Origin of the sequence: Pseudomonas sp. 29 (assembly GCF_002754355.1) — a bacterium.
Classification (GTDB): domain Bacteria; phylum Pseudomonadota; class Gammaproteobacteria; order Pseudomonadales; family Pseudomonadaceae; genus Aquipseudomonas; species Aquipseudomonas neuropathica.
Window position 1 is genome coordinate 5,626,585 of record NZ_PEEY01000001.1, and the last position, 23,132, is coordinate 5,649,716.

Sequence of the window (23,132 nt, forward strand, 5' to 3'; positions counted from 1 at the left end):
TTGGTGTTGCCGGCGTTGGATGGCGCGAGGTTGACGGCTGATCAGAATGCGATGGCGTCGTTGCAGGCTTTGCATGGGGATGAGCGGGATGTGGTGAATCAGTTGTTGGGCCAGTCGCTGATGGCGGGTGCGTTGGAGGCGTTTTCCCGCACGGTGCGGATTTCGAAGTTGGCGTTTGTGAAGGAGAAGAAGCTTTATCGAGCGATTGCCGGGGGTAAAAGTCCGCACGGTGCGCAGGTGTTGAGTGGGACGTGGGAGGAGTTTTGCGGCCTGTTGGGGCGCTCGGTTGATCAGGTGGATCGCGATATTGCGAATGTGCGGGCTTTCGGTGAGGAGGCGCTGGATTCGATGTCGCGGATGGGATTTGGCTATCGCGAGTTGCGCCAGTTTCGCCAGTTGCCGCAGGACCAGCAGTCAGCGCTGGTTGAGGTGGCCAAGGCCGGCGATAAGGAGGCGTTTGTTGAGTTGGCTGAGGAGTTGATCGGCCAGCATGCTCGGGAGACGGCGGTGTTAGGTCGACGGCTTGAGGAGGCTACGGCGAATTATTCGGCGCAGAGTGAGTTGCTGGCGAAGCGGTCCGGTGAGTTGGATGGCGCTCGCCGGGCGCTGGAGTGTTCCCGCCAGCAGGTGCAGGCGATGCCGGCCGATGAGGTGGCGAAGGCGTTGCGCGCGGAGGTGACGGCGATTGCTTTCGAGGCGGAGTGTTGTGTGTTGGGGCCGCTGCGGGAGGGGTTTGCGAAGTTGGCGGCGCTGGCGTGTGACGGTGAGGATCATCGGGTGTTTAAGGCCGGGTTGATTGGGCAGTTGGAGACGACGCTGGGCGTGGTTCGCAGTGAGTTCAATTTGCTGGGTGCGGCGGATGGTGCTGCGGTTTGGTTGTCGGCTGCGGAGGTTGAGGGATGAATCCTGTTCAAGCTCAGCAGTTGATGGAGATTGCTCGCCGTCTGGATGCGGCGGTGTATGGCGAGCGTTCGGCGATTTATGCGGCGGGTGTTTCGGAGCTGGGGGTGTCGCTTTCTACTCTGCAACGGCTGTTGAAGTCGGTGTGTGTGGCGAAGCCGCGTAAGCGTCGTCGGGATGCGGGCAGCAGTGTTTTGCCGATTGAGGAGGCTCGGTTGATTTCGGCGATGTTGTTGGAGTCGATTCGGGCGAATAACAAGCAGTTGTCGACGATTGTACGGGCGGTTGAGCGCTTGCGCAGTAATGGGTTGATTACGGCGGGTCGTGTGGATGAGTTGACGGGTGTGTTTCGCCCGTTGAGCCGCAGTGCGATTTGCCGGGCGTTGCATGCTTATAAGTTGCATCCGTCGCAGTTGTTGCAGGACGCCCCGGCGGTGTCGTTGGCCAGTTTGCATCCTAATCATGTGTGGCAGGTGGATGCGTCGATTTCGACGCAGTTCTATTTGGCGGATGACGGTGCGCGGGTGATGCATAAGGCTGAGTTTTATGAGGGGAAGCCGGCGAATCTTAAGCGGATTGAGCGCCAGCGGTTGTGGCGGTATGTGGTGACGGATCATACGAGCGGGACGCTGTATGTGGAGTATGTGTTGGGGGCGGAGTCGGCCGAGAATTTGTGCAGTGTGTTGATTAATGCGATGCAGAAACGCGGTGCGGCGGATCCTTTTCACGGGGTGCCTTGGGTGTTGATGACGGACCCAGGGGCGGCAATGACGAGTGGGATTTTCCGCAATTTGTGCCGGGTGTTGTCGATTGATTTGGTGATTAATCGGGTCGGTAATGCGCGGGCGAAGGGCCAGGTTGAGCAGGCGCACAATTTGGTTGAGCGGGAGTTTGAGAGTGCGTTGAAGTTTCAGCCGGCGAAGACGCTTGAGCAGATTAATGCGTGGGCTACGCAATGGATGCGTTTTTTCAATTCAACCTCGATTCATACGCGCACGCGCCGTAGTCGGTATGGGGTGTGGCAGTTGATTACGCCTGAGCAGTTGCGGTTGGCGCCGAGTGTTGAGGTGTGCCGGGAGTTGGCGGTGTGTACGCCGGAGTACCGCAAGGTGAGTAATTTGCTGCGGGTGTCGTTTCGCGGGGCGTCGTTTGATGTGAGTTCGGTGCCGGGTGTGATGGTCGGTGAGAAGTTGTTTGTGACGCGTAATTGCTGGCGGGATAAGGATTCGGCGATTGCGGTGTTGGTGGGTGATGACGGACGTGAGCGGTTCCACGTGATCGAGCGGATTGGGGTGGATGCGTTTGGCTTTGCTGAGTCGGCGGCGGTGATTGGTGAGCAGTTTAAACAGCATGCGCAGACGCCGGCGCAGGTGTCGCGCAAGGTGTTGGAACAGTTGGCGACGGGGACGCAGTCGGAGGCGGAAGCGCTGGCTGCGCGTAAGGCGAAGGCGGTGCCGTTTGGTGGGCGTGTGGATCCGCTTAAGTATGTGAAGGATACGGTGTTGCCGGCTTATCTGCCGCGTCGCGGTTCGACGCTGAATGTGGAGGCGCCGACGGTTGAGGTGGCGCCGTTGAGTGTGGTTGAGGCGGCGAAGTGGTTGCGGCCGAGGTTGGGTCAGTTGTGGTCGCCGCAGTCTTACGGCTGGTTGTTGGAGCGTTTTCCGCAGGGTGTTCCGGAGGAGGATCTTGAGGCGATTGAGGCTGAGTTGAAGCGGCCTGTTGAGGTCAGGCGTGGGCCGTTCGGTTCGGTTGGGGGTGTGTGATGTTGAAGTTGAAAGGGATTTTGCAGGAGATGGGCCGGCCTCAGGCGGCGCTGGCGCAGTCGTTGTGTGTGAGCAGTGCGGCGGTGGCGCAGTTGGTGAATCACAATCTTTGGCCGCGCACGTTGGATGGTGAGGTGTTGCGGGGTCGTATTCGCTCTTTTCTGGCGGATTGTGGGGCGAATGATGCTGCGATTGCGGGCGCTTTTGATGAGGCGGTTGTGCCGTGTTTGATGGCCGAGGTTCCGGCTGCTGTGGTTGTGCTGTCCAAGGAGGACGATTCGATGTTGTTGCCTAAGCAATCGCTTCAACCCGCTACGCGTAAGGCGTTTGGTTTGTTTCGTGATCCGTTTGATGAGTTGCAGTGTGCCCAGGATATGTGGGTGAGTCCGGATATTCGCTATGTGCGGGAGGCGATGTATCAGACGGCTCGGCACGGTGGGTTTTTGGCGGTTGAGGGGGAATCGGGGGCCGGCAAAAGTACGCTTCGCCGGGATCTGGTGAATCGGCTTGCTGAGAATAATGATCCGGTGCTGATTATTGAGCCTTATGTGTTGGCGTCTGAGGATAACGATTCGAAGGGGAAGTCGCTAAAGAGTACGCATATCGCTGAGTCGATGATGGCGGCTGTGGCGCCGTTGGCTAGGCCGAAGAGTAGTCCTGAGGCGCGCTTTGCTCAGTTGCATCGGGCGTTGAAGGAATCGCATGCGGCGGGGTATCGCCATTGTCTGGTGATCGAGGAGGCGCACAGTTTGCCGGTGCCGACGCTGAAGCATTTGAAGCGGATTTTGGAGTTGGAGGTGGGGTTCACGAAGTTGGTGAGCGTCATCATGATCGGCCAGCCGGAGTTGGGGGTGAAGTTGAGTGAGCGGAATGCGGATGTGCGGGAGGTGGTGCAGCGCTGTGAGCGGCTGGTGCTGGGGCCGGTTGATGGTTCGCGGCTGGGGGAGTTTTTGAGGTTTCGGTTTGAGCGGGTGGGTAAGGCGTTGGGGGATGTCATCGAGCCTGGCGCGGTTGAGGCGATTGTGGCGCGGTTGTCTCAGCCGACTCGGCATGGTGGGCGGGATGGGACGGTTTCGCTGCTTTATCCGTTGGCGATCGGGAATCTGGTGATTGCGGCGATGAATTTGGCGGTGCAGTTGGGTGTGCCGAAGGTGTCTGCTGATGTCATCAAGGGGGTGTGATTTGGAGACTTTGAATCTGACCAGCCGGTTGAGGTGTGTGCCGCTGAGCATTTTGGCTGAGGGGTTTCCAATCATGCTGTCGGCTTTTAATGAGCTGGTGCGGGAGTTGCGTGGGGCCGGCATTGGGATCAAGGAGCAGGTGCTACTAGAGAATAAGGTGGTGATTGATGAGGACTGTGCTGATTTGTTTGTGGTGCGGTTCGGGGATTGTTTGAGTGGGATTCGCTATTCGTCTGCGGGGCAGTTCACGTGTAATGCGGTGACGGTTCGTGGGGTGGATGTGGTTTGGCTGACGTTGGCCAGGGGGCAAGTGCAATGATTGTTGGCCCCGAGCGTGCGGCGGTACGGGTATGAGTGGCTTGCGCAGTAAGGGGCCGGAGTTGTTGGTTGATTTGACGGAGCATGTGGCGGCTTCGTTGGTTGAGTTGGTGTCGATGGAGGATGAGGCGGCTCGGCATGTGGCTAAAGAGGTGGCCGATCGGATGGCGGCGCATTGGGGTGGGCAGAATGTCTATTTTCCGATGGGGCTGGCGGGGAAGCTTAGTCGGCGAGATCGGCAGATTTTTGAGGAGTTCAATGGGACGAATCATAGTGATCTGGCGAGGAAGTATGCGGTGTCGTTGCAGTGGATTTATAAGATCGTGAAGGCGGTGCGCAAGGATGAGGTGGCGCGTCGTCAGGTGGATATGTTCGCCCCGTCGGTTGATGACTGACGGGGCGTTTTTTGTTGCGCTGGGTGCAATGGAATTGCAGGGGGTGTCCCGGTTTGGGTCGGGGTGGACCGGAATGGGTCGGGTTTATCGCGCGTTTTGGGTATGATTTAGGTCACGCGTTAACATGAAATACCGATTCGATTATGGATTTAAAGCAAATCATTCGATCTGAGATAACAAGTCGATTATGGATTCACTGCAAATTGTTCAAGTCGGTGTAGTTCTTAAATATCCCCCGGTCGGTCCCCTCTACCTCTGGGAGAGGGCTAGGGTGAGGGCAAGAGGATTCAAGCGTTAAGACAGTTCTGTTCCGAGCACGACACTTAGTGCACTACGCGCATCATCCAGCTGCACCAACGTCGCATGCCGAGCACCCAGGGCATCGCGGTTTTCGATGGCGGTCAGAATTGCTTTGTGCCGCGGCAACGCCAATTCATGCAGATTCGGCCGCTGATTCGAATGCTTCAACGCCTCGGCAATCGCCACCGACAACATATTGCACAGGTTCGCCAACAAGTCGTTGTGTGTCGCATCGGCAATCCGGCTATGGAAATCCAGATCCGGCTGCAACAACGCTTCCGGTGTCGGCGCCGCTTCCATGCGCTGATACGCCTCGCCAATCGCGGCAATATCAGCCTCGGTCGCATGTTGAGCGGCGAGAGCGGCAGCCGCCGGTTCGATAATGCTGCGCACACTGGTCAGCACATTGAAAAACTCATTCTGCGGGCTGCTTTGCATCAGCCAGTGCAGCACGTCCGGGTCGAGCATGTGCCATTCGCGCCGGGCCTTGACCACCGTGCCAACCCGAGGCTTGGAATACACCAGCCCCTTGGCCACCAGCACCCGCGTGGCTTCACGCAACACCGGCCGGCTGACCGCGTACTCCTCGCAGAGCAGGGCTTCGGCGGGCAGTTTGTCGTCGGGCAAGAAGCGTCCGGAGACGATCTGCATGCCCAGTTCCTGGACGATGCGCGAATGCATGCTTTTGCGGTCGGAAGGTTTGCGGTAATCCATGGGGAGTGGCGCGATCCTGAGCGATGGAGATGCCGCGCATCATAGCAGGCACGGCGCAATCTTGAGGCGGGTAAAGAACAACTGTGGGAGCGAGCTTGCTCGCGAAAGCGGTGGGTCAAACAACATAACTGTTGAATGTACCGCCGTCTTCGCGAGCAAGCTCGCTCCCACAGGGATTTGTGTGATCAGTGAGAATGACGGGGCACTTCAGCGCCTCGGCAACCTACCAGGAAGTCGAAGTCACAGCCCTGATCCGCCTGCAGCACGTGGTCGATGTACAACTGACGATAGCCGCCCACCAACAACTGCTGCGGCGGCTGCAGATCGGCCATGCGTGCCGCCAGTTCGGCATCCGGAATATCCAGGTGCAGCCGCCCGGTGGCGCAATCCAGCTCGATCCAGTCGCCTTCCTGCACCGTCGCCAAAGGCCCGCCGGCCGCCGCTTCCGGCGCCACGTGCAAAACCACGGTGCCATACGCCGTGCCGCTCATCCGCGCATCAGATATGCGCACCATGTCGGTCACACCCTGGGCCAACAACTTGGCCGGCAAGCCCATGTTGCCGACTTCGGCCATGCCCGGATAACCCTTCGGCCCGCAGTTCTTCATCACCAGAATCGAATCCTTATCGACCTCCAGTTCCGGATCGTTGATCCGCGCCTTGTACATGTCGAAGTTCTCGAACACCACCGCGCGGCCGCGATGCTGCATCAATTCCGGCGTCGCGGCGGACGGTTTGAGCACAGCACCCAGCGGCGCCAAGTTACCGCGCAACACACAAATCCCGCCATCGGCGCGAATCGGATTGTCGAGCGTGCGGATCACCTCGTCCTCGCCATAGATCGGCGCATCTTTGGTGTTCTCGCCGATCGACTTGCCGTTCACCGTCAGTGCATTCGGGTTAGGGATCAGATTGGCTTCACCGAGACGCCGCAGCACTGCCGGCAAACCACCGGCGTAATAGAACTCTTCCATCAGGAAACGCCCCGACGGTTGCAGATCGACAATGGTCGGCATGCCGCGCCCGATGCGCGTCCAGTCATCCAGATCCAGCTCGACACCGATGCGTCCAGCGATAGCTTTCAAGTGAATCACCGCGTTGGTCGAACCGCCGATAGCTGCGTTCACACGAATAGCGTTTTCGAAGGCTTCCTTGGTGAGGATCTTCGACAGTTTCAAGTCTTCGCGAACCATCTCCACTGCACGCATACCGGACATGTGCGCCAACACATAACGTCGCGCATCCACCGCCGGGATCGCCGCGTTGTGCGGCAGGGAAGTGCCCAGTGCTTCCGCCATGCAGGCCATGGTCGACGCCGTGCCCATGGTGTTGCAAGTGCCTGCCGAACGCGACATGCCACCCTCGGCCGCAAGGAAATCGTCAATCGTGATGGTGCCGGCCTTGACCTGCTCGCTGAGCTGCCAGACCACCGTGCCGGAGCCGATGTCCTTGCCTTTGTGCTTGCCGTTCAACATCGGCCCGCCGGTGACGACGATCGCCGGCACATCGCAGCTGGCCGCGCCCATCAGCAGCGCCGGGGTGGTTTTGTCGCAACCGGTCAACAGCACCACGCCGTCGATCGGGTTGCCGCGAATGGCCTCTTCAACGTCCATGCTCGCCAGGTTGCGAGTGAGCATGGCGGTCGGGCGCAGGTTCGATTCGCCGTTGGAGAACACCGGGAATTCCACTGGAAAACCACCGGCCTCGATCACCCCGCGTTTCACGTGCTCCGCGATCTGGCGGAAGTGCGCGTTGCACGGGGTCAGTTCCGACCAGGTGTTGCAGATGCCGATGATCGGCTTGCCGTGGAACTGGTGGTCGGCGATGCCCTGATTCTTCATCCAGCTGCGGTACATGAAGCCGTTCTTGTCGGCCGTGCCAAACCATTGGGCGGAGCGCAGGGTGGGTTTCTTATCAGACATGATCGATTCTCTTATTGTATGACTATAGTGTTCCAGCTACGGCCTAATCTAAGCGCAAAATCCTAGGTTTGGAAGTGTTGTTGGTGAATTAGTAATACTATATAGTCGTTTTCGACGGAGGGATGGCCCTGGCGGTTTTCCGTGAGAGGCGTCCCCCGAGGTTCTATAAAAACAACAATCGGAGACCGATCTCATGAGCCAGGAACTGCGGCTAATCCGGCGCATTACGCTGAAACTGATTCCCTTCCTGATCCTGCTGTACCTGATCGCCTATGTGGATCGCTCCGCCGTCGGCTTCGCCAAGCTGCACATGGGTGCCGACATCGGTATCGGCGACGCCGCCTACGGCCTCGGCGCCGGGCTGTTCTTCATTGGCTACTTCCTTCTCGAAATCCCCAGCAACCTGATGCTCGAACGCTTCGGCGCACGGCGCTGGTTCGCGCGGATCATGATCACCTGGGGCGCGATCACCATCGGCATGGCCTTCGTTCAGGGCCCGCACAGTTTCTACGTGATGCGCTTTCTGCTCGGCGCGGCCGAGGCGGGGTTCTTCCCCGGCGTTCTCTACTACATCACCCAATGGTTCCCGGTGCGCCATCGCGGCAAGATCCTTGGCCTGTTCATCCTCTCCCAGCCGATCGCGATGATGATCACCGGCCCGGTGTCCGGCGGCTTACTCGGCATGGACGGCGTCCTCGGTCTGCATGGCTGGCAGTGGCTGTTCATCGTCATCGGCACCCCGGCGATCCTCCTGACCTGGCCAGTGCTGCGCTGGTTGCCGGACGGCCCGCAACAAGTGAAATGGATGGATCAAGCCGAGAAAGACTGGCTGACCGGTGAGTTGAAAAAGGATCTGCAGGAGTACGGCCAGACCCGCCACGGCAATCCGCTGCATGCGCTGAAAGACAAACGTGTGTTGCTGTTGGCGCTGTTTTATCTGCCGGTGACGTTGAGCATTTATGGCCTCGGTCTGTGGCTGCCGACGCTGATCAAACAGTTTGGCGGCAGCGATCTGGTCACCGGTTTCGTGTCGTCGGTGCCGTATATCTTCGGGATCATCGGCTTGCTGATCGTGCCGCGCAGTTCCGATCGTTTGAATGATCGTTACGGGCATCTGGCTGTTCTGTATGTGCTGGGCGCGATTGGCCTGTTCCTGAGTGCGTGGCTGTCGCTGCCCGTGGCGCAATTGGCGGCGTTGTGTCTGGTGGCGTTTGCGCTGTTTTCCTGCACGGCGGTGTTCTGGACCTTGCCGGGGCGCTTCTTTGCCGGCGCGAGTGCGGCGGCGGGGATTGCCTTGATCAACTCAGTGGGGAATCTCGGCGGGTACATCGGGCCGTTCGTGATCGGGGCGTTGAAGGAGTACACCGGCAATTTGGCTTCGGGATTGTATTTCCTGTCGGGCGTGATGGTGTTTGGCTTGATCCTGACGGGCGTTGTCTATCGCGTACTTGAGCGCAAACACGTCCTGCCAGTCGACCAATTCGCCGCCAGCGCCCGTGGCGCTACCCGAACCTAACTGACCAAAACCGGCCCCTGTAGGAGTGAGCCTGCTCGCGATAGCGGTGTATCAGCAAAAAAAATGTCGACTGACACACCGCTATCGCGAGCAGGCTCACTCATACAAAGGGCGGCGGTGTTTCGAATAACACAGGAGAAAATCATGCATCTGGTTCAATTCGAATTAAGCAACCGCGAACGCCGCGTCGGCGTGGTCGACAACGATCTGGTGCGCGAAGTGCTAGACGCGCGCAGCGTGCGCGAGCTGGCGCTCGCCGCCATCGAAGCCGGCAACACCCTGGAACAGCAAGTGCAAACCCTCGGCCTCGGCATCAGCCACGACTACGCCGAGTTGCTGTCGCAACTACGCATCCTGCCGCCCCTTGACCATCCGGACCCGGCGCACATGCTGGTCAGCGGTACTGGCCTGACTCACCTGGGCAGCGCCTCGGCGCGGGACAAAATGCACCAGCAGGCCGGCGACGAAGCGGCGATGACCGACACCATGCGCATCTTCAAATGGGGTGTGGAGGGCGGCAAACCGGCGGCGGGGCAGGCCGGTGTGCAACCAGAATGGTTCTACAAGGGCGACGGCAGTATCGTCGTTCGCCCGGGTCAGCCGTTCCCGGTGCCGCCGTTTGCTGAAGACGCTGGCGAAGAACCAGAGATGGCCGGCCTCTACCTCATTGGCAACGACGGCAAGCCTTATCGCCTGGGCTTTGCGGTGGGCAACGAGTTCTCCGATCACATCATGGAGCGCAAGAATTACCTGTACCTCGCGCACTCGAAATTGCGCAGTTGCAGTTACGGCCCGGAACTTCGCACCGGTGAACTGCCTCAACATCTTGCAGGCACCAGTCGCATCCTGCGTGACGGCGAATTGCTCTGGCAGAACGAGTTTCTCAGCGGCGAGGCGAACATGTGCCACAGCCTCGCCAACCTCGAATACCACCATTTCAAGTACAGCCAGTTCCTGCGTCCGGGGGATGTGCACATTCATTTCTTCGGCACCGCGACCCTGTCGTTCGCCGATGGCATCCGCACGCAGCCGGGCGACGTCTTCGAAATCAGCCAGGCCGAATTCGGTGCACCGCTGGTCAACGGCATCGTCCCGGTTCCAGCGGCATTTGAACCGGACAGCATCGGCACCCTTTAAGGAGATCCCATGACTCAGATTCTCGGTCACAACTACATTGGTGGTCAGCGCAGCGCCGCTGGCGACGTCAAACTGCACTCCGTCGATGCCACGACGGGCGAACAGTTGCCGCACGATTTCATTCAGGCCACGGTTGAGGAAGTCGACGCAGCGGCCAAAGCTGCCGCTGCCGCGTACCCGGCCTATCGCAGCCTCAGCGCCGAACGCCGCGCGCAGTTTCTCGACGCAATTGCCGATGAACTGGATGCCCTCGGTGATGATTTCGTCGCCGTGGTCTGCCGCGAAACGGCGTTGCCCGCCGGACGCATTCAGGGCGAGCGCGGACGCACCAGCGGGCAGATGCGTCTGTTCGCCAAGGTTCTGCGTCGGGGTGATTTCTACGGTGCGCGGATTGATCTGCCGTTGCCGGATCGCCAGCCATTGCCACGTCCTGATCTGCGCCAATACCGCATCGGCCTCGGTCCTGTCGCGGTGTTCGGTGCAAGCAACTTTCCACTGGCGTTTTCCACGGCCGGCGGCGACACCGCAGCGGCGCTGGCCGCCGGTTGCCCGGTGGTGTTCAAGGCCCACAGCGGTCATATGGCTACAGCAGAACTGGTCGCCGATGCGCTGATCCGCGCAGCCGAAAAAACCGCGATGCCTGCCGGTGTGTTCAACATGATCTACGGCGGTGGCGTCGGTGAATGGCTGGTCAAGCACCCGGCGATTCAGGCGGTCGGTTTCACCGGTTCGCTCAGAGGCGGACGTGCGCTGTGCGACATGGCCGCTGCGCGCCCGCAACCGATCCCGGTGTTTGCCGAGATGTCGAGCATCAACCCGGTGATCGTCCTGCCGCAGGCACTTGCCGAGCGTTCGGAAACGGTTGCCCGCGACTTGACTGCTTCAGTGGTGCAGGGCTGCGGTCAGTTCTGCACCAATCCGGGCCTGGTCATCGGCATCCGCTCGCCAGAGTTCAGCGCGTTCGTGCAGCAGGTTGCGGGTTTGATCGGTGATCAACCGGCGCAAACCATGCTCAACGCCGGCACCCTCGGCAGCTACGGTAATGGCTTGCAGAAACTGTTGGCGCATCCCGCCATTGAGCATCTGGCCGGCAATCCGCAGCAGGGTAATCAGGCTCAGCCGCAATTGTTCAAGGCCGATGCGAGCCTGTTGATCGATGGCGATGAAGTGCTGCAGGAAGAAGTGTTCGGCCCGACCACGGTGATTGTCGAAGTGGCGGACAAGGCGCAACTGAGTGCCGCATTGCACGGCCTGCATGGGCAACTGACCGCGACGATCATTGGCGAGCAGGCGGACTTTGAACGTTTCCCTGAGCTGACGCCGTTGCTGGAACAGAAGGTCGGGCGGATCCTGCTTAACGGTTATCCGACCGGTGTCGAGGTGTGTGATTCGATGGTGCACGGCGGGCCGTATCCGGCGACATCCGACGCACGCGGCACCTCCGTCGGTACGCTGGCCATCGACCGCTTTCTGCGCCCGGTGTGCTTCCAGAACTACCCGGACAGCTTGCTGCCCGAGCCGCTGAAAAACGCCAACCCGCTGCGCATCCAGCGCCTGGTTGACGGCAAGTCCTCACGCGACGCGCTGTAACTGCCAGCCAATATCCCTGTGGGAGCGAGCCTGCTCGCGAATGCATTCTTTCAGTCAGCCTTTCATGGCCTGACACACCGCATTCGCGAGCAGGCTCGCTCCCACAAGGGTTCCCATAAGGCCTCTGGATCACATTGAGCTATCATTGGCCCTTTCCCCCCTAGAAAGACTGTTTGCCATGACTGCCCAAACCCTTCTCGACGTCCTCGAACAATCCGATATGGTCGAAATCGACGGCTTGCACGCCTTCGAATTTTTCCTCGATGAAGACGACAATCTGCACATCGAATGCATCGACGGCCGAGCGGCCAAGCATTGGGAATTCACCCCGGTTCAGGTTGCCGCTGCAACTTTCGACGACTCTTTGCAGAGCTGGTTGATCGTCGGTTATTTCAATGAAACCAAAGCGATCGGCGAACACCGCTTGGTTTGTCATGGCGACGTAGTCAGCAGCAGCGATGACGAGGATGACAATCAATGAAAATGCGTAAATTCTGGCCGCTGCTGATGGCCGGCAGCGTCGGTGCCATGGGGCTTTCCAGCGCATCCGCCGAGAACTTCCAGTTGCTGGTCGGTTCCTACACCGCCAACACCAGCCAGGGCCTCTATCGAATGAACTTCGACAGTGCCACCGGCCAGATCGCCGCCAAACCGCTACAGGTGGTCAAGAGCGAAAACCCGTCATGGCTGACCCTGTCCAAAGACCAGCGTCGCCTGTTCGTGGTCAACGAAAACGGCCCGGGCCAGAAAGACCCGGTTGGCCGTGTCAGCAGCTATTCGATCGATCCGAAAACCCACACGCTGACCCTGATCAATCAAGTGCAGAGCCTGGGCAACGAGCCGACCCATTCGAGCCTCAGTGGTGATGCCAGCCACTTGTTCGTCAGCAACTATTCGGTGATGGAAGATCCGGGTGGAACGCTGGCGGTATTGCCGGTCGGTGCCGACGGCAAACTCAAACCCGTCGTGCAGATGAGCGCGCACCCGGCGAGCCGGATCAATCTTGAGCGCCAGGCCTCCAACCACGTGCACTCGACGGTTTCTTCGCCTGACGGCCGCTACGTGTTCTCCAACGATCTGGGCGCGGACAAAGTCTTCGTTTACCTGTTCGATCCGAAGGCCAACCCGGACTTGCCGCTGACGCCGGCGATGACCGCTGCAGTGCCCTTGCCGGCCGGCAGCGGCCCGCGTCATTTGCTGTTCAGTGCTGACGGTAAACACGCTTGGCTGACCATGGAAATGAGCGCGCAGGTCGCGGTGTTCGACTACCACGATGGCGTGCTGACCCAGACGCAACTGGTCGATCTGGCCGCCGGCCAGCCGACTTCGGACAAGGCTGCGGCGGCGCTGCACGCCTCGGCGGATGGCAAGTTCCTCTACGTCAGCAACCGTGGCACCGCCAATCAACTGCTGGTCTTTGCGATTGATCCGGTGAGTGCCCAGCTCAAAGAACTGCAAAAGCGCTCGGTGGAAGGTGATCACCCGCGCGAGTTCAGCCTTGATCCGAGCGGTAAGTTCCTGCTGATCGCCAACCAGAAGAGCAACGAAATTGTCGTCGTCGAGCGCGATGGCAAGACCGGTCTGCTCGGCAAAACCGTGCAGAAACTGCCGATGGACGCGCCGAGCGACCTCAAGTTTCTAGTGCGACAATAAGCCACAGGCCCCGGTTTACGGGGCCTGCCTCTTTGTATTAATCGCGCTGATATCGGGTAATGCTACAAAGCATTTCAAGCGATCAACCCTCGAGCGTTAAGTTTGCTTCACGGCCCAACCGGGCAAACAAGCCAACCGAACACGAGGGTTACCGCCATGAACTTCAATCTCTTCTCCGTGATTGCCGCTTCCGCCATCTCCGCTACCGTTGTACTGCCAGCCAGTGCCAACGTTGAAATCAACAGCAAAAAATCCCACACCCAGAGCTACACCCAGAAATACCTGCAACAGAGCGCCAACTTCTACGCCGCTCTGGATCACAAAGCCCAACACTGAAATCTTCGCCTCGACCACAGCTGCCGAAGGCTGCGATCTGTTGAATTTGTTGATCGTTCCCACGCTCTGCGTGGGAATGCCTCTAGGGACGCTCTGCGTCCAGTGACGCGGAGCGTCACGGGCTACATTCCCACGCAGAGCGTGGTAACGATCCGTACAGCAAACTCAACAGATCGCAGCCTTCGGCAGCTTTTGTGTGTGGGCGAATCGAAAAATGGGCCTGATAGGTTTTCTTCAACACGTAAATAGACTGGCTAAATAATCAACGAAGCTGATGTTTACTATGGAAAACCCTGAGTGGTTGCCACGGCTTTTTTGATTGATTCTGTGGGCATCGAAACATGCCCACGGGAGAACACCATGGCCAGCGCAATCCTTCATTCAGCCAAACGCGGCGCCTATCTGGCCATCGGTCTTTACTTGGCCGTGGTGTTGGTCGTCAGCATCGCCTCGCAGATGGAACACAGTTTTGAAGCGCCGATTCAAGTTGCCCACCCCGGCGTGCAGTTCGAAGTTCGCTCGCAAAGCGTGATGGTCGACCGGGCTGAACTCGCAGGAGTTGGCGGAGCATGAAAGGCTACAGACTTTGGGTTGTCGCCGGTTTAGCGTTCTTCACCAACGGCGCTTCATTATTGGGTATCGGCCAAGGTTCGGTAGGTGCATTGGCCCGCGCCATAGAGGCCAATCACACCATCGCGCACAACATCGAACGGGCGAATACCCTGGGGCTGATGGCCGGCAATCCACCGGTAAAAGTCTCGGCCGATTTTCTCGGGCCGTTCGAGATAGATTGCATGGCACTGGGCATGTGCCAAGCGCTGGCTTGACCCTGTAGGAGTTGATCGTTCCCACGCTCCGCGTGGGAATGCAGCCCCGGACGCTCCGCGTCCGATTGGAACGCAGAGCGTCCCTTGAGGCATTCCCACGCAGAGCGTGGGGAACGATCAAAGCAGGAAGGTAAGGGTTATTTCTTCATGATCGAAGTGAAGAGCTCGGACTCGAGGAAGCGCTGCAACCAGGTCTGTAAGCGAACATAAGGCGTCTGCGCAAACCACTCACGATCAACATGGGCGAACTGCCGAACGAAGGGCAGCAGGGCGATATCCGCCAGGCTCGGATGATCAGCCAGCAAGTAATCGCGATCGGTCAGCAGCTCCTCCAGCCTCTGCAAGAACAACGCCCCCTCAGCCCGATAAACTTCCATCGGCTGCTCCGGGTAGCGTTCGGCGTATTTATAGCGATTCAAGTGCATCTTGAACCCCTGATCATTCGCGTCGATCAATTCAGCAATCCGCGCATCATTCTCAAGCAGCCAGCTATCCGGATCATTCTGCGCCAACGCCCAGCGCATGATCTCCAGACTCTCATCAATCACCTGCCCACCGGCATCCAGCACTGGCACCGTGCCTTTGGGCGAGATCGCCAGCATCTCGGCCGGCTTGGCCTTGAGGCTAACTTCGATGATGTCCACCGGCACACCCGAATAACGCAGCGCCATTCGCGCGCGCATCGCGTACGGGCAGCGGCGGAAGGAGTACAGCGTGTTCATTTCACCTCCAGCGTGCTCAAACCATTGCCCTGACGCTGCACCTGAATCTGCACCGGGATCCGCTCGTGCATTTCCTGCACGTGGGAAATCACCGCAACTTTGCGGCCCTGCGCCTGCAAACCGTCCAGCGCATCCATGGCCAGTTGCAGCGACTCCGGGTCGAGGCTGCCAAAGCCTTCGTCGATAAACAGCGATTCGATTTTCAGCGTGCTTGAGGCCATCGATGCTAGGCCCAACGCCAGCGCCAGCGACACCAGGAACGTCTCGCCACCCGACAACGAATGCACCGAGCGCAGTTCATCACCCATCTCGGTGTCCATCACCAGCAGGCCGAGCATGCTGCCGCCGCGTTTCAGGCGATAGCGCTTGACCAGTTGGCGTAACTGCACGTTGGCGTGATGCACCAGCAGGTCGAGGTTGTAGGCCTGGGCGATCTTGCGGAAGGTGTCGCCGGTCGCAGAACCGATCAAGGCACTTAATCGCGCCCAGCGCTGATATTCGGCATAGGCCGAGGCGATCTGCTGCGCCAGCGCCTGATTGGCGTTTTGCCGGCGCTGGTCTTCGACCTGCTCGGCACGCAGTTCGGCGCACTGTTGCTCGCTGAGGTTGAACTGGTTCTGCAGGTCGGTGAGGGCGCTGGCCAGTTGTTCGGCATCGAGATTGCCGTTGTGTTGCGCCTGATGATCGAGCAACAAGCGATCACGCTCCTGCAACAACACCTTGGCCTGTTCGATGGCTTTTTCGTTGTGCTGCAAGCGCTGGCGCAGTTCGGCGACTTGCCCGTCATCGACTCGCAACAGATCTTCGAGGCCACCGTCATCCAGCTCCGGGTGGCGGGCGCGCCAGTCGGCAATTTTGCCGGCCAGGTCCTGCTCTTCGTTTTCCAGTGCCTGCAAACGCTCTTGCTGCGCCTTGAGTTCGGCGGCGATCTGCACGAGTTGCGTGCGCACGTTTTGCAGTTCCTGCGCGGTAGCGGTTTCGGCATTGCGCGCCTGTTCGACCGCTTGCTCGAGCTGCTGCTGCCAGTGCTCGGCGCTGCTGTGCTCGCCAAGCAACTGGGCGAGTTTTTGCTGGCAGGCTTGCTGTTGCTCGGTGAGTGCCGTGAATTGCTGTTCGGCGCTGAGCAACTGCTGTGCGCGGGTCTGCTGGCGATCCTGTTCTTTCTCCAGCGTCTGTTGGCGCTGTTGCTGCTCGGCCTGTTCTTCTTTCTGCTGCTCGACTTGCGCCAGGCGCTCGGCGATCTGCCGGTCAAGCTGCATGAACGTCGCGGCTGGTTCCTGGCGCAAGGCTTCCAGGGTGTCGGCCGGCAACAAACTGCCGAACGCGCTGAGTTCTTCGTCGAGACGCTGACGGTCGCTGCTCAGCTCGCGCTGCTGATTGCTCAGGTGCTGCGCGGCTTGCTGGTGCGCGGTTTCGGCCTGACGCAATTGCTGGGTCAGCCGCGCGGCACCCTGTTGCAAGGTGAGCAGGGCGTTCTGGCGTTGTTCGTCCTGAGTGATGCTCTGGTTCAGTTGCTCGTTTTGCCGGGCGAGCCAGGCATCGCGTTTGTCGGCGTCCTGATTGAACAACTGCGTGGACAGCGGATGCGCGTCGAGGCTCGGCGCCAACGCTTGCTGCTGGGCGGCCAGTTGTTCCTGCTGTTGCAGCAGTTCTTTCTGCTGAGCAATGACGCCAACGACTTCGGCGCGCAGTTCAGTGAGTTTTTCCTTGAGCTGATCGACCACTTGCTGGGCGTTGGCCTGCTCGCTTTCATCATGACGACCAAGGCTTTGCAGCAGCGCTTCGGGCTGATGATAGGGATGCTCGTTGCTGCCGCAGACCGGGCACGGCTGATCGTCCTGCAACTGCGCGCGCAATTCTTCGACACTGGCACTGCGCGCCAGACGCTGGCGTTCAAGCAGTTCGCGAGTGACGTTGAGAGTTTGCTCGGCGACGGTCAGCTCGGCTTTGGTTTTCACGCCGTCCTGAGTCAGACGTTCGCGTTCCTGCTGGGCGCTGAGCTGGCGCTGTTGCAACTCGGCGCTGCGCTTTTCCAGATCCTGTTGCGTGGCCCACAGGCGTGATAAATCTTCGAAGGCGCGCAGTTGCTTGCGGTTGTCCTGCAACAGCGTGCCGAGGATGCCGATCTGCTCAGCGACGGCATCAGGTTCGGCGCCGGCCTCTTTGAACAGTACTTCCAGTTGCTGCTTTTGCGTGGTCAGCTCTGCGGCGCTGCGCGTGGCGTTTTCTTCGAGGCTCGCCAGTTCGGTCTGGCCCTTGTTCAAGCGATTGCCGATCAACATCAACTGTTGCAGGCGATCGCGGTAGGCATTCCACGCATCACTCAGTGGTGCCAGATGGGTACTTTGCTCCAGCTCAGCGGCGATGCGTTGTAGGCGTTCGGCGACTTGGGTCTGTTTATCCAGCAAGGCTTGAATGGCATTCTGGCCCTCGGTGCAAGCCTGCTGCGCATTGAGCCTGGCTTCGGTACTTTGCGCGACATCCTTGGCCAGACGGGCGAGGGTGCTTTGCTCTTCGAAGGCCTGACGCAATAGCGGCGCGTTTTCACTTTGCCGTTGTTGCGCTTCGCTCAGAGCGACTTTCGCTGCTTCGAGATTCTGCTCCAGTTGCGTCTGGCGCTCAGTCAGTTCGGCATGTTGCCGGGTGTGCGCGGCAATTTGCGCGGCCAGTGGCGTCAGCAGGGCATCGAGTTCGCTTTTGCGCGCGAACTGATGCCGCTGCGGGCCGAGCTGCTCCAGTCGCGTCAGTTTCACCCGCTCGCCGGCCAGACTTTCCGAATGCTGTTGCGCGCTGTGCAATTGCTCGGCGGCCGCTTGCTGCGCGTCCTGCAACACACGCAAATCCTTGAGCCAGCCGTGCTGTTGCTCAAGCTGTTTGAGCTGCGCCTGCTGCAACTTCATTTGCTGTTGCGCGGCGTTGAAGCGCTCATCCAACTCGGCCCGCGCTTCGGGCGCCAACGGGGTCACGCCGGTCGCCTGATCCTGCAAAAGCTTATGCGCTTCGCGGGCTTCTTTAGTCTTGTCGAAGGCGCGGCGGCCGAGACGGGTGTACAGCGCGGTATCGGTGAGTTTTTCCAGCAGTTCGCTGCGGTCGTTGTCGTCGGCTTTCAGGAACGCGCTGAACTCGCTCTGCGCCAGCAGCACGGCGCGGGTGAACTGTTCGAAGTTCAGGCCGAGTGCAGCTTCCAGCTGAGTTTTGTATTCACCTTTCTGGCTGGCGAGCAGTTGATCCTGATCGATGTCGCGCAGGCTCTGCCGGCTGGCCTGCAACTTGCCGCCGGCCTTCTCGCGGGCGCGATTAGCTTCCCAACGTGCCCGATAGCGACGGCCATCGACACCGACGAAATCCACTTCGGCATAACCTTCGCCGGTACCGCGACGCAGCAAGGTGCGCGGGTCGCCAGTGGCGATTTCACCGTCGGCATCCGGAACCTTGGCGTCACGGCCAGTGTTGTTCAGGCGCGGCACGGCGCCGAACAGCGCCAGGCACAAGGCGTCGAGCAAAGTACTTTTACCCGCACCGGTCGGGCCGGTAATCGCAAACAAACCGGCACTGGCCAGCGGTTCAGCAGTGAAATCAATTTCGAACGGCCCGGCCAGCGAGGCGAGGTTCTTCAAACGAATGGCGAGAATCTTCATGGCTGCTCGCCCTCCAGTTGTACGTCTTGCAGCAGTTCGGCGAAGTCCTTCAGCGTTTGCTCGTCGACCTCGCTGCCATAGTTGTCGAGCCAAGCGCGGCTGAACAGTTCCTGCGGAGTGAGCTGGTCGAGTTCGATCAGCGCGGTGCCGTCTTCGACGCCGTCAGCACCACGATTACCGGCGTATTCAGCGGCGATACGCACTAGGCGCACAGCTTTGCCTTGCAGGGCGCTTTCCACTTGATGGCGCAGATCCGGCTGCGGTTCATCGAGGGTTACGCGCACTTCGAGCCACGGCTGGCGTTGGGTTTCGGCGAGCAGATCGACGTTCGGCAGGTCCGCCAGTTGCAGCAGGATTTCGGCCAGCGGTGCCGGGCCGATGCGCTGCAGATTGACCGAGCGCGGGATCAGTTTCGGCTCGACGCTGACCAGGGTTTCGCCGTCGAGGGTGACGTCGAGAATCTGGTGCTGATAGCCGATCTCCGAGAACGACAACGGAATCGGCGAACCGCTATAGCGGATGCGCTCTTCACCGTTGACCTTCTGCGGCTTGTGCAAATGGCCGAGGGCGACATAACTGATGCTCGGCCCGAACAGGCTGGCGGGCAGGGCTTCAGCGTTACCGATGATCAGGCTGCGCTCGGAGTCTTCTGACACCGAACCACCAGCCATGTGTGCGTGGCTGATAGCAATCAATGCCTGACCGGGTTTGCGCTTGGCGTTGGCCGCTTCGATCAGCCATTCATGCACCTGACCGATACCCCGCAGATAGTTGTCGCCCAGATGCGCGCCGGTCACTTCCGCCGGGCGCAGGAACGGCAGCGCCAGGCACCACGCGGCAATTTCGCCTTGGGCATTTGGCAGTGGCAACAGCAAGCGTTCGGCATCCAGTTGCCCGTCATCCAGCCATAGCACCCGCCCCAGCGCATGCGTGCGCAAACGGCGCATCAGCGGCGCGGGCAATTCGATCCGTGAACCGGAATCGTGGTTGCCAGCGATCATCACGATGGTCAGCAACGGCTGCTGTTCGTGGGCGCTGACGATGAAGTCGTAGAGGCGTTCCTGGGCTTTGACCGGCGGATTGACCGTGTCAAAGATGTCCCCGGCGATCAACAGCACATCCGGCTGCGCCAGTTGCAGTTGGCGCAGCAGCCATTCGAGGAAGCACGCATGCTCGAAATCGCGCTCCTGGCCGTGCAGGTTTTGCCCAAGGTGCCAGTCGGAGGTGTGGAACAGACGCAAGGTGGACTCCGCAACATTTAAAGAGGTGATGGCCGCGAGGAAATGAAGGGCGGCGAAAGAGGGGAGAGTTTACAGATTATTGCGGCGGGGGGGCTTGTCCGGACGGGACGTAGCCGGGCATTTCGACGAATCCCTTCATTGACGACCCAACGCCGGTTACCTACCATTGAGCCACTATATTGATATCATTTTGAAGTCGAACAATCCGTCGGGCTTCCACCTCCGCGCCACGATAGCTCACACAGCGATATAGAGTTTGGAGCAAGTGCAATGAAACGGGTCAATTCGATACCTTCTGTTACTGACACCCAAGCGTATTGTTCCTGGAAAAAACAATGGTCTAGCCAAGAAGACCTGGATGTTCATTCGTACATCTTTGATCAATGCAGGCCCGACCATGTTTTGATGTTTTCCACTATGCTCTTCCCTGACTTTGTGGTAGTCGAGGGTGGTGTATTTTTAGGACGAAATTTTTCAGACGAAGTGTTCGACACGTGTTTTGCCCTTGCCTCCGGTGATCTTTCAAAGACTGAGCAGTTATTGAATGTTGTGAGGATCTATGACGTTTTTGGTCAGGGTGCCCGTGATGTTTCGGATGATGTTTTTCTTCAATTGTGCAATGTGATTGGTTTTTCGTGGCGCATGGTGCTGAAAGAGAAGTTTCCAGAGAAGATCTTCTGTGTAGAGGTGTCGAACTCAGAGCAGAACTATGGCCCGAATATTACTTTCTACCAGGTTGGGCCACTGAGTTTGGGAGCCGGAACATGAGACGTCAGGACTTGGAGCAAGAGGCGGATTTTTATGGGACTTCGAGAAAACTCTCGTCTTTGGATGAGTGGCATCTATCCGTGCGCTATACACCCGTGCAGCACCTGGTGCTTGGCGGAGTGGCGTGATGCTTGAGGGAAGTGTGTGAAACTTAACAGTGAAATGGAGCAAATGCTCGTTCGTGCGGGACGTGCTTCTCTGGACGGCGAGTTGGCGGATATCGCAAGGTCCGGTTTCGTGGAACGGGATGGCTGTGTTTTTCTGGCGAGTCTGGAGAGCTTCCAGAAGCACGTAAGCCTGAAGAGTTTCCTAGATAGAACGGGATATGAATGTTTCGTAAATTCGATCCATGCCGATGATTTTGTAAACGCTGATTTTTTGGCATGCGCGTGCTCCTATCTGTCTTTAGTTTTTGAGACGTGGAACAAGTCATGTATGCCGGGAGTTCTGCAGGGAGTCATTTCGGGTGACGAATTCGATGCGACGGTGAAGTTTCATCTGCTGCGCCCAGGGGAAACCTGGCTGAGCGATGACCTTGAGGGGTATGAGGACGCAGTGCTTACCGTTGAATCGAATGACAACGGGTTTCTTGAGGCATACGGAGTATGAACATCTAACGGGGGTAAATGGGACAGACCACGTTTAAATAAACGTGGTCTGTCCCCGGTTCTGCTCAAAAAAATATAGCGGAGTATCCATTGAAAGATCTTAAGAAACTTTATTTGTTGAAAGATGGCCAGTTCAGAGTAATTGAGGTGCACAAGCCATGAGCATAATGATGGTGTTCGAATTTGAGGGTTGCCCCCGTGTCGAGCAACTAATAGATGTCCTGAGAGCACTGGGAGCGTCAGTCGACGCTGATGATTCTGAGTTCTCCGGGAGTTTTCCAGAATCAAATGCTTTTTTTGTATACACCCAGCATGCCACTCTGGAGGATATAGGCACAGATCAAGTAGATCCCTTGGGTTGGCGAATAGGCGCAAGGTTGGTTGTGCATTGCCCGATAAGTACATTGGCAGAAAGTGCAAATGATCTGGATGAGTTCATGGCGGCGTTGGCAGGGGCCATGAATAACCGTTTTCTGCTGTCCTTTCAATATGAATCAATATACGCCGTTAGGGATCACGATCTTGTGGTGTATAAGAAGATGATTGAATAAGTGGCGGTTTATAATGAGCTTTAAAAGCTTCTGCGACCTGTTTTTTTCTCAGAGGGGGTAATGGGGTAGATCACATTTAAATAAACGTGGTCTGTCTCGAGGGATCAAAGGTCTTTAATTTATGACAGTTGTGAATGAAGAAGGCCATCTCCTGAATGTTATTGCTGAAATTGGCGTATTGGAGTGGCAAAAGTATCAACAGCGTTTTCCAAAAGTAAGGGTCGCGAATGAAATGCAGCGGGAGGATCATTCTGCGCTGCCACCCTTCATCGCTTTCAGGTTTGAGTGTATTAGCAAGGTTGATATCGACAAGTTAAAGGCCGCCGTGGAAGGCTACAAGGGGTCTTTACCATGGTCGCTTGTTGGCCGGTCACGAGAAGGGCTACCTGGGATTAACTGGATGATTGCACCGTCAAGGTTGTGGGACGTGGGTGAATGTGCTTTGCAAGCAAACATGACGGCAGCGGCCTATTTGTCCATTCATGAACCTTTACTTGGTCCAGTGGCATACGAGGATTTAATTGGACTCACGGAACATATTCGTTCTGTGTTTGATCACTGAGGATACTGGGACAGACCTCGTTTAAATAAAAACGTGGTCTGTCCCTGAGGGATCCACTTAGAAGAGGGGATGATTGGAACAATCAATTTCCGGAGGAGAGAGAGTGATTGCTGAAGATTTTGAACTTGTGGCAGCCATTTTTCAGCTGGTTGAGGCCGGAATTGTTCACGGTTATGACGCCTTTCGATACCGCGTTGAATGGGGGGGTAACTATATGGAGGCAGACCTCGCTGTTGAAAAAAATGGCTCAGAAATCTGGGATGCTGAAACTGATTTCAACCATTCGAAAATCTATGCGCTTGTAGAAAAATTACACGAGCATGCAGTCGCTCGCGGTGAGCCCTGGAAGGCATTTGTTCTCTCCTATCGCGAAGGCGAACAAGTGAAAACGAAATTCGACTATTGATTCCGATTGTCTTCAGCCTTTTTTCCCTAAAGCAAAATCGAAAGATCGCAGCCTTCGGCAGCGTCTACACATACCCTCTGTAGG

The 23,132-nt window shown here is 58.2% G+C and carries 23 protein-coding genes; 18 read left to right on the top strand and 5 right to left on the bottom strand.

The features are described from left to right. Positions 1-3: 3 nt before the first annotated feature. From CLU80_RS26215 to CLU80_RS26235, 5 genes are read left to right on the top strand one after another with little or no spacing between them, the layout of a single operon-like run. The gene (locus CLU80_RS26215; RefSeq protein WP_286079786.1) at positions 4-903 is read left to right on the top strand and encodes a hypothetical protein; all 900 of its coding nucleotides are present in this window, start codon (positions 4-6) and stop codon (positions 901-903) included. Beyond that, on the top strand, positions 900-2,663 hold the full coding sequence (locus tag CLU80_RS26220; protein WP_099758842.1) for a DDE-type integrase/transposase/recombinase: 1,764 nt from the start codon (positions 900-902) through the stop codon (positions 2,661-2,663). The genes CLU80_RS26215 and CLU80_RS26220 overlap by 4 nt, the downstream gene beginning before the upstream one ends. Next, positions 2,663-3,844 (top strand): ExeA family protein, encoded by a 1,182-nt coding sequence (locus tag CLU80_RS26225; RefSeq protein ID WP_099758843.1) that lies wholly within the window; start codon positions 2,663-2,665, stop codon positions 3,842-3,844. Before CLU80_RS26220 ends, CLU80_RS26225 begins: the two co-directional genes overlap by 1 nt. A gap of 1 nt (position 3,845) precedes the next feature. Continuing rightward, on the top strand, positions 3,846-4,163 hold the full coding sequence (locus CLU80_RS26230; protein WP_286079787.1) for a hypothetical protein: 318 nt from the start codon (positions 3,846-3,848) through the stop codon (positions 4,161-4,163). Positions 4,164-4,194: 31 nt separating this feature from the next. After that, entirely contained in the window at positions 4,195-4,557 is a 363-nt protein-coding gene (locus tag CLU80_RS26235; protein WP_016987191.1) for a Mor transcription activator family protein, read from the top strand. 294 nt (positions 4,558-4,851) lie between these two features. On the opposite strand, the gene CLU80_RS26240 is transcribed toward CLU80_RS26235, so the two are convergent. Together CLU80_RS26240 and CLU80_RS26245 are read right to left on the bottom strand one after the other, a co-directional pair. After that, complete coding sequence (locus CLU80_RS26240; protein ID WP_007917986.1) at positions 4,852-5,571, bottom strand: FadR/GntR family transcriptional regulator; 720 nt, start codon at positions 5,569-5,571, stop codon at positions 4,852-4,854. Between the two features lie 185 nt (positions 5,572-5,756). Beyond that, a complete protein-coding gene (locus CLU80_RS26245) occupies positions 5,757-7,493 on the bottom strand; it encodes an IlvD/Edd family dehydratase (protein ID WP_093437804.1) in 1,737 nt (578 codons plus the stop codon). A gap of 193 nt (positions 7,494-7,686) precedes the next feature. Between CLU80_RS26245 and CLU80_RS26250 the strand changes: the two genes are divergently transcribed. From CLU80_RS26250 to CLU80_RS26285, 8 genes are all read left to right on the top strand, one after another. Then, a complete protein-coding gene (locus CLU80_RS26250) occupies positions 7,687-9,009 on the top strand; it encodes an MFS transporter (RefSeq protein WP_038368111.1) in 1,323 nt (440 codons plus the stop codon). Between the two features lie 144 nt (positions 9,010-9,153). Next, positions 9,154-10,146, top strand: a complete 993-nt coding sequence (gene araD1 / locus CLU80_RS26255) for an AraD1 family protein (RefSeq protein ID WP_099758845.1) — start codon at positions 9,154-9,156, stop codon at positions 10,144-10,146. A gap of 9 nt (positions 10,147-10,155) precedes the next feature. Continuing rightward, entirely contained in the window at positions 10,156-11,736 is a 1,581-nt protein-coding gene (locus CLU80_RS26260) for an aldehyde dehydrogenase (NADP(+)) (RefSeq protein WP_099758846.1), read from the top strand. Positions 11,737-11,914: 178 nt separating this feature from the next. Next, positions 11,915-12,217: a DUF5629 family protein gene (locus tag CLU80_RS26265; RefSeq protein ID WP_095050106.1), complete on the top strand. Its 303-nt coding sequence runs from the start codon at positions 11,915-11,917 to the stop codon at positions 12,215-12,217. Further along, entirely contained in the window at positions 12,214-13,389 is a 1,176-nt protein-coding gene (locus CLU80_RS26270; RefSeq protein ID WP_099758847.1) for a lactonase family protein, read from the top strand. Before CLU80_RS26265 ends, CLU80_RS26270 begins: the two co-directional genes overlap by 4 nt. Before the next feature lie 156 nt (positions 13,390-13,545). Continuing rightward, complete coding sequence (locus CLU80_RS26275) at positions 13,546-13,725, top strand: hypothetical protein (protein ID WP_007917967.1); 180 nt, start codon at positions 13,546-13,548, stop codon at positions 13,723-13,725. A gap of 360 nt (positions 13,726-14,085) precedes the next feature. Beyond that, positions 14,086-14,298: a hypothetical protein gene (locus CLU80_RS26280; protein WP_093437841.1), complete on the top strand. Its 213-nt coding sequence runs from the start codon at positions 14,086-14,088 to the stop codon at positions 14,296-14,298. Beyond that, a complete protein-coding gene (locus tag CLU80_RS26285; protein WP_093437845.1) occupies positions 14,295-14,552 on the top strand; it encodes a hypothetical protein in 258 nt (85 codons plus the stop codon). The genes CLU80_RS26280 and CLU80_RS26285 overlap by 4 nt, the downstream gene beginning before the upstream one ends. Positions 14,553-14,689: 137 nt before the next feature. Here the strand turns inward: CLU80_RS26285 and CLU80_RS26290 are convergent, their stop codons facing one another. From CLU80_RS26290 to CLU80_RS26300, 3 genes are read right to left on the bottom strand one after another with little or no spacing between them, the layout of a single operon-like run. Further along, complete coding sequence (locus CLU80_RS26290) at positions 14,690-15,274, bottom strand: glutathione S-transferase (protein ID WP_099758848.1); 585 nt, start codon at positions 15,272-15,274, stop codon at positions 14,690-14,692. Continuing rightward, a complete protein-coding gene (locus CLU80_RS26295) occupies positions 15,271-18,912 on the bottom strand; it encodes an AAA family ATPase (protein ID WP_099758849.1) in 3,642 nt (1,213 codons plus the stop codon). Before CLU80_RS26295 ends, CLU80_RS26290 begins: the two co-directional genes overlap by 4 nt. After that, positions 18,909-20,153: an exonuclease SbcCD subunit D C-terminal domain-containing protein gene (locus CLU80_RS26300; protein ID WP_099758850.1), complete on the bottom strand. Its 1,245-nt coding sequence runs from the start codon at positions 20,151-20,153 to the stop codon at positions 18,909-18,911. Before CLU80_RS26300 ends, CLU80_RS26295 begins: the two co-directional genes overlap by 4 nt. Positions 20,154-20,423: 270 nt before the next feature. Between CLU80_RS26300 and CLU80_RS26305 the strand changes: the two genes are divergently transcribed. The 5 genes from CLU80_RS26305 to CLU80_RS26325 all read left to right on the top strand — a co-directional run bounded on the left by CLU80_RS26305 (position 20,424) and on the right by CLU80_RS26325 (position 23,048). Further along, positions 20,424-20,921, top strand: coding sequence for a hypothetical protein (locus CLU80_RS26305; protein WP_099758851.1), 498 nt, complete (start codon positions 20,424-20,426; stop codon positions 20,919-20,921). 144 nt (positions 20,922-21,065) lie between these two features. Further along, a complete protein-coding gene (locus CLU80_RS26310; protein ID WP_099758852.1) occupies positions 21,066-21,530 on the top strand; it encodes a PM0498 family protein in 465 nt (154 codons plus the stop codon). A 157-nt stretch (positions 21,531-21,687) separates the two neighbouring features. Next, complete coding sequence (locus CLU80_RS26315) at positions 21,688-22,080, top strand: hypothetical protein (protein WP_093437884.1); 393 nt, start codon at positions 21,688-21,690, stop codon at positions 22,078-22,080. A gap of 121 nt (positions 22,081-22,201) precedes the next feature. Further along, positions 22,202-22,642, top strand: a complete 441-nt coding sequence (locus CLU80_RS26320; RefSeq protein WP_099758853.1) for a hypothetical protein — start codon at positions 22,202-22,204, stop codon at positions 22,640-22,642. 103 nt (positions 22,643-22,745) lie between these two features. Beyond that, positions 22,746-23,048 carry a hypothetical protein gene (locus CLU80_RS26325; RefSeq protein WP_099758854.1) on the top strand — a complete coding sequence of 101 codons (303 nt, stop codon included), beginning with the start codon at positions 22,746-22,748 and terminating at the stop codon, positions 23,046-23,048. The last annotated feature ends 84 nt before the right edge of the window (positions 23,049-23,132 follow it).